4 protein-coding genes are annotated in these 6,603 nt (G+C 41.3%); 1 reads left to right on the top strand and 3 read right to left on the bottom strand.

All coding sequences use genetic code 11. From position 1 onward, the window contains the following. Positions 1–5: 5 nt before the first annotated feature. The 3 genes from HMPREF8578_RS11025 to HMPREF8578_RS11035 form a co-directional block, all read right to left on the bottom strand. The gene (locus HMPREF8578_RS11025; protein ID WP_000031949.1) at positions 6–1,100 is read right to left on the bottom strand and encodes a cystathionine gamma-synthase; all 1,095 of its coding nucleotides are present in this window, start codon (positions 1,098–1,100) and stop codon (positions 6–8) included. Positions 1,101–1,245: 145 nt separating this feature from the next. Then, positions 1,246–3,204 carry a peptide ABC transporter substrate-binding protein gene (locus HMPREF8578_RS11030; protein WP_000748542.1) on the bottom strand — a complete coding sequence of 653 codons (1,959 nt, stop codon included), beginning with the start codon at positions 3,202–3,204 and terminating at the stop codon, positions 1,246–1,248. A gap of 202 nt (positions 3,205–3,406) precedes the next feature. After that, positions 3,407–5,029, bottom strand: a complete 1,623-nt coding sequence (locus tag HMPREF8578_RS11035) for a putative polysaccharide biosynthesis protein (RefSeq protein WP_000064198.1) — start codon at positions 5,027–5,029, stop codon at positions 3,407–3,409. Between the two features lie 105 nt (positions 5,030–5,134). Here HMPREF8578_RS11035 and HMPREF8578_RS11040 point away from each other — a divergent pair, with 105 nt between their 5' ends. After that, positions 5,135–6,580 (top strand): UDP-N-acetylmuramoyl-L-alanyl-D-glutamate--L-lysine ligase, encoded by a 1,446-nt coding sequence (locus HMPREF8578_RS11040; RefSeq protein WP_000590273.1) that lies wholly within the window; start codon positions 5,135–5,137, stop codon positions 6,578–6,580. The last annotated feature ends 23 nt before the right edge of the window (positions 6,581–6,603 follow it).

Raw genomic sequence — 6,603 nt, forward strand, 5'->3', positions numbered from 1 at the left:
CTATCTTATCCTTCCAAAGCTTGGCGCAAGTCCGCAATCAAATCTCTAGCATCCTCAATCCCAATGGATAAACGCAAGAGGTCATCTGTTAAGCCATAGGAATGGCGCACTTCTGCTGGAATATCCGCATGGGTTTGAGTTGTCGGATAGGTGATCAGACTCTCTACCCCACCCAAACTTTCCGCAAATGAAAAGACCTTGAGACTATTCAAAATATGAGGAATACGTTTTTCATCCACTACTTTAAAGGAAATCATCCCCCCACGTCCAGTATAGAGCACTTCCTTGACAGCAGGTGAATCCTTCAAAAAAGCAACCACTTCTTGGGCATTGGCTGTAGAACGCTCCATACGAAGAGGTAGAGTTTTCAGACCACGAATCAACTGATAACTATCAAATGGTGATAAGACCGCACCTGTCGTATTCAAATTGTAGAACAGTTGCTCATATAGTTCTAAACTATTAGTCACAACCACCCCAGCTAAGACATCATTGTGCCCTGCTAAGTACTTGGTGGCAGAATGAAGAACGATATCCGCACCGTCTTCAATCGGACGTTGATAAATCGGACTGTAGAAGGTATTGTCTACCACTACCTTGGAACCCTTGGCATGAGCTAGTTTGGCTAGTTTGGCAATATCAAATTCCAACATCAAGGGATTAGTTGGAGTTTCAATATAGAGAACATCCACATCTTTCTCTAACTCAGCAATCAGCTCTTCTTCTGTATTGGCATAGGTAAAATGGAAACGGCCTTCCTGCTCGACTTGGTTGAACCAACGGAAAGAACCCCCATACAGATCACGCACAGCCAAGACTTTACTTCCCACTGGAAAAACACTAAAGGCCAGTACAATCGCAGCCATACCTGAGCTTGTCGCTAAGGCATAATCAGCTGATTCGATTGCCGCCAAGACTTCCTCCGCCTTACTGCGAGTTGGGTTTTTGGTACGAGTATAGTCAAATCCCGTAGACTGACCGAACTCTGGATGCTGATAAGTGGTTGAAAAATGAAGCGGTGTTACCAAGGCACCTGTAGCCTCATCTGACTTGATCCCAGCCTGGGCCAAAATTGTGTTGATGTGTAGTTCTTTGCTCATACAATACCTCCAAATCTATAGTAACTATTGTACCACTTATTTTCACTAACTCATTTTCTTGTTTTCAAGAGCTAGTTATAGTTTCAAACTATATAAAAACGATAGTTCCTTGAGAAACTATCGTTTTTCCTGTTGAATAGACTGGTTATTTAACGTGTTTTGCCAGTTCTTCTTGGGCTTTTTTATTTGATTCTTCTTTTTCTTTCAGCCATTTTTCTTTAGCTTTTTCATACTCATCAGCCGTTACAGTCTTATCTTGTAACTTGAGATACTTGTATGATTCGACACCCTTATTTCCAGCTTGTGAGAATGGCGATGAGAATGGAACTGTCTTTCTTAAGGTCGGTGTTCCACCCTGAGAAACGTTTGGAATTGCAAGGGCGCTATCAACGAGCCAAGCTTGAATTTCAGCATATTTTTCATAACGTTTTGCTGGTTCTTGCTCCTTGTTCGCTTCTTCTAGCATTTGAGTGTAAGTATCCAGACCAACTGCCTTAGCCTTGTCATTGACCTCACCTGGTTCTAGACCAATGTTTTGCAACATACCACCGTTATTGACATTTAGGATATCTAGATAGCTTGATGGATCCAAGTAGTCCGCACTCCAACCGCCATTATAGATATCAAAGTCTTTTTGAGCTGCAGTTTGAGCTAGGTAGCTAGAGTTGTCAAAGTCATCTGTTGATAGCTGTTGGATATCGATAACCACATTCTCAGCTCCTAGAACAGATTCGATGGATTGTTTCAAAGAACTTGCTTCAAGTACACCTTTTTTAGCTGATTGGTCAACAGATACATCCAAGTGGATTGGGAATTGCACACCCTTAGCTTCCAATTCTTTCTTAGCTTCTGCAAATTTAGCTTTAGCTTTATCAGGATTGTAGTATGGATCTTGCGCATCTGCAAAGTTGATTCCTTGCCATTCTTGGCCATAGTTGACCATCTTTTCTGAAACAACATCGCCAAAGTCTTTTCCGTTGATACTTACAAATGTTGGAGGTACAACCAAATTACGAATAATCTTCGTTGCTCCGTCCTCCCCTTGAGATTGTGCTCCATAGGCTGTACGGTTATAAGCATAGTTGAAGGCTTGACGGAAGTTTTTATTCAGAACGGCTTCTTGGGTTGATTTCTTTTCGATATCTGAAGATTTAGACGTGAAGTTATAAGACTTTCTGTCCAAGTTGAAGTTCAAGTAATAAGAAGTTGCGTTTTGCATACTATAGATGATGTTATCCTTGTTCTTCTCTTTAATACCTTCAAAGCTTGAGCTATTTGGATAGAGAAGCGCGTAGCTGTATACTCCTTCTACGAAGTTACGAGCTAGGGCATCTTGGTCACTACCATCATAGTAAGTCAATTTCACATCGTCCACAAAGACATTTTTTTCATCCCAGTAATTTGGATTTTTCTTGTATTCGATAACAGATTTTGAAACAAACGATTTCATCAAGAAAGGTCCACTATACAAAATGCTAGAAGGATCTACCTTACCAAAATCATCTCCTTTTGATTTTAGGAAGTCTTCATTGACAGGGAAGAGAATGGTTGAAGTTGTTTTAGAATTCCAATAAGGTTCTGGACGTGTCAAAGTATACTGAACTGTTTGGTCGTCAATTGCCTTAACACCGACAGTTGAAAAGTCAGTTGTTTTCCCATTGATATAGTCATCCAAACCTGCTACAGAGTCTTGAACAAGGTACAAGGCTTCGGATTTTTTATCAGCAGCATATTTCAAACCTGTCACAAAGTCTTGGGCCGTTACAGGGGCGTATTCTTCACCCTCATAAGTATACCATTTTGCATCCTTACGCAATTTGTAAGTATAGGTCAAACCGTCCTGAGAAACAGTCCAATCCTCTGCCAATGATGGAACATAGTTACCGTATTGGTCATTTTCCATCAACCCATCCACCAAATTGGTCACGATGTCATTGGTTGTTGCACGGTTTTCTGCAAGATAGTTCAAACTAGATGGATCGTTCGAATAAACATAGTTATATGTTTTAGTAGCGCTACTTGAATTTCCACATGCGCTCAGTAAGATACCTGCGCTTAACACGACACTTGCAAGTGTCAGATACTTGGCCTTAGACTTTTTCATTTCCAGAACCTCCTATTTAAAAGTTTTGTCTTATTATACAGCTTTGGTTTTATTTAGTCAAGTAATTTCTAAAGAAAAACTTAAAAAAGCATATTTTTTGCTCTTGATTTTAGAAAAAGTTCTCTTTTTTTAAGAAAAATGTAGTATAAAAACCTTTCTGTTAAAGAAAGGTTAAATTCATTACTTTTATTTATAAATCTTTTTACGATATTTTCAATCGTGTACGTAGTCGGTCTGCTTGAGCTTTGCCGATTATCTTGTCTAAGAGTCTTGTCCGTAGGCTCATCAAACCATAAAGGCCTCCTCCAAGCCCTCCGATGAGAGCCACATAAAGGAAACTCCAGAAACGTCCACTTGGTTGGAAAACAAAACCGAGTAGCCACTGCAAGAAGCCAACTAGGATAAACATGACAAGGGTCAAGATGGTAATCAAAATGGTTCTCTTCAAGATTATCTTTCGACGAGCACCCGTTACCTGGCAGATATCTCGGTACATCAAGACATTTGGAATAATCAAGCCGATAGTCGTTGAAAGCAAAGGACCATAGCTGTGGAAAATGGCAATGGTTGGCAATTGCAAGACGATCTTAGCAATGGAACCATAGATAAAGTAAAGAACTGCCTTGCGGTTTCGGAACATGGCCTGAAGCATAGGAGACAAGACCATATACAAGCCTAGGATAGTAGACTGCAAAACTGCAAAGACAAACAAGCCCATGGCCAGACTATCTGGCTTACCGTAGAAGACTGTATAAAGAGGCTCCCCTACCATGACCACTCCAACCGTTGCTGGTAGCAAGAATAAGAAGAGCATGGTGAGACTATCTTGGACTAGGCGAGCCGCCGCCTGCAAGTCGCCTTTTACATAGTTTTCCGTCAACAGCGGCAAACCGACACTCCCAATGGAAACTCCTACAGAGATCAAAATCATAGTAATTTTATTAGGATTGGCAGAGAAATAAGAAAACATGACAACCAAGTCTTCATTACTGTAGTTGGTAAACCACTTCATACTATTGATAAAGGTCATTTGGTCTAAAATCTGGAAGAGCTGGATGGCTGATCCTGTCAGGATAAAGGGAATGGCTTCCTTGATCGTATCGACTAAGAGTCGCTTACTATTGATTTTATCCCGTGTTTCAAAGACTCTTTTAAGCAAACCTTCTTGGGCAAGGAAATAAATCAAAACTGCAAAACTTGCCACCATCCCCACAAAGGCAGCAAAGGTCGATTGAGTAACTGCTGATAAGTAGTCACCAGACCCCATCTTCATAATGAAGAAGGTCGCCAACAACATCCAGATAACACGAATTACCTGCTCGGCGATTTGGCTCATGGCGTAGGGTTTCAGGTTATTCATCCCTTGGAAGAATCCTCGGATGACACTCATAGATGGGAAAATCAAGACCGCCCAAGCCAAGCTCTGCATGATGGGAATCAGGTCTTTCCCCACACCTGACAAGTCTGCTAACCAGGGAGAAAAGAGATACAAGACCAAAGCAAAGACTAAGCCCAAGCCTGTCATAAAGCTTAGGAAACTCCGAATCAAGGCAAAGCTATGCTCTTCTTCTCGCATGGTATTGTACTTAGCCACTTGTTTGGCGACCGCAACTGGGATACCCGCTGTCGAAATCAGCAAGAACCAGGCGTAAATATTGTAGCCCATGGTAAAGAGTCCGTTTGCCTTAGCAGCATAGGTTCCCATCCAGATATACCAGGGAATAATGTAGATAGCACCAAGGAGGCGACTAATAAAGTTACTAGCTGTTAGCCAAGCAGTCCCTCGCAACATCTGGGCTTGCTGGTGATTGTTTTCGTTAGACATAGCTTCCTCATTCAATTTTGATAACTAGGAAAAGTTCCTTATCTTCCATTATAAACTTTTCCTTGTTACTTGTAAAATTCAGACTTGAAGTTTATAATAGAAAGTATGATTAAGATTGAAACCGTATTAGATATTTTAAAGAAGGATGGCCTTTTTCGCGAGATTATTGACCAAGGACATTACCACTACAACTACAGTGATGTTTTTTTTGATAACATCAGTTATGACAGCAGAAAAGTAAAAGAAGGGACTCTTTTTTTTGCAAAAGGTGCTGCCTTTAAAAAAGAATACCTCCTATCCGCTATAAGTCAAGGCTTAGCTTGGTATGTCGCAGAAAAGGACTACGAAGTCGGTATCCCCGTCATCATTGTGAACGATATCAAAAAAGCCATGAGTTTGATCGCTATGGAATTTTATGGAAATCCACAAGAAAAACTTAAAATTCTCGCTTTTACAGGGACAAAAGGAAAGACAACAGCAGCGTACTTTGCTTACCACATCCTATCTCAACGCTACCCAACAGCTCTCTTGTCAACTATGAACACAACTCTGGATGGCGAGACCTTCTTTAAATCTTCCTTCTCAACACCTGAAAATATCGATCTTTTCGACATGATGGCTCAGGCTGTTAAGAATGGAAGAACCCATCTTGTAATGGAAGTCTCTAGCCAAGCCTATCTTGTTCATCGAGTCTATGGCCTGACCTTTGATGTAGGTGTCTTTCTTAACATCACTCCTGACCATATCGGTCCGATTGAGCATCCTAGCTTTGAAGACTACTTCTACCACAAACGTCTCTTGATGAAAAATAGCCGAGCAGTTGTCATTAATAGCGACATGGACCACTTTTCTGTATTGAAAGAACAAGTGGAAGATCAAGAACATGACTTCTATGGTAGCCAGTCAAGTAACCAAATCGAGAACTCCAAAGCCTTTAGCTTTTCAGCTACAGGTAAACTCGCTGGTGATTATGATATCCAACTCATCGGCCACTTTAACCAAGAAAATGCAGTTGCTGCAGGACTTGCCTGTCTTCGTCTAGGTGCCAGTCTAGAGGACATCAAAAAAGGGATCGCTGCAACCCGCGTTCCTGGACGTATGGAAGTTCTCACTCAGAAAAATGGAGCCAAGGTCTTCATCGACTATGCCCACAATGGTGATAGTCTGAAAAAACTGATTTCTGTTGTTGAAACTCATCAAACTGGAAAGATTGCTCTGGTTCTCGGTTCGACTGGAAACAAGGGTGAAAGTCGTCGCAAAGACTTTGGACTCCTTCTCAATCAACATCCTGAGATTCAAGTCTTTCTGACTGCTGATGACCCCAACTATGAAGATCCAATGGCCATTGCTGAAGAAATCAGCAGCTATATCAGTCATCCTGTTGAAAAGATTGCCGATCGTGAAGAAGCCATCAAGGCAGCGATGGCCATCACAAATCAAGAACTCGATGCCGTGATTATTGCTGGTAAGGGAGCTGATTGCTACCAGATCGTCCAAGGAAAGAAAGAAGACTATCCCGGAGACGCAGCTATCGCAGAACGTTATCTATAAAAAAATCAAGGGAATGTTTCCCT

Origin of the sequence: Streptococcus oralis ATCC 49296, assembly GCF_000185265.1 — a bacterium.
Classification (GTDB): Bacteria; Bacillota; Bacilli; order Lactobacillales; family Streptococcaceae; genus Streptococcus; species Streptococcus oralis_BC.

Coding starts and splice junctions, on each gene's coding strand:
- HMPREF8578_RS11025 (WP_000031949.1), bottom strand. CDS start 1,100: ATGAGCAAAGAACTACACATCAACACAATTTTGGCCCAGGCTGGGATC.
- HMPREF8578_RS11030 (WP_000748542.1), bottom strand. CDS start 3,204: ATGAAAAAGTCTAAGGCCAAGTATCTGACACTTGCAAGTGTCGTGTTA.
- HMPREF8578_RS11035 (WP_000064198.1), bottom strand. CDS start 5,029: ATGTCTAACGAAAACAATCACCAGCAAGCCCAGATGTTGCGAGGGACT.
- HMPREF8578_RS11040 (WP_000590273.1), top strand. CDS start 5,135: ATGATTAAGATTGAAACCGTATTAGATATTTTAAAGAAGGATGGCCTT.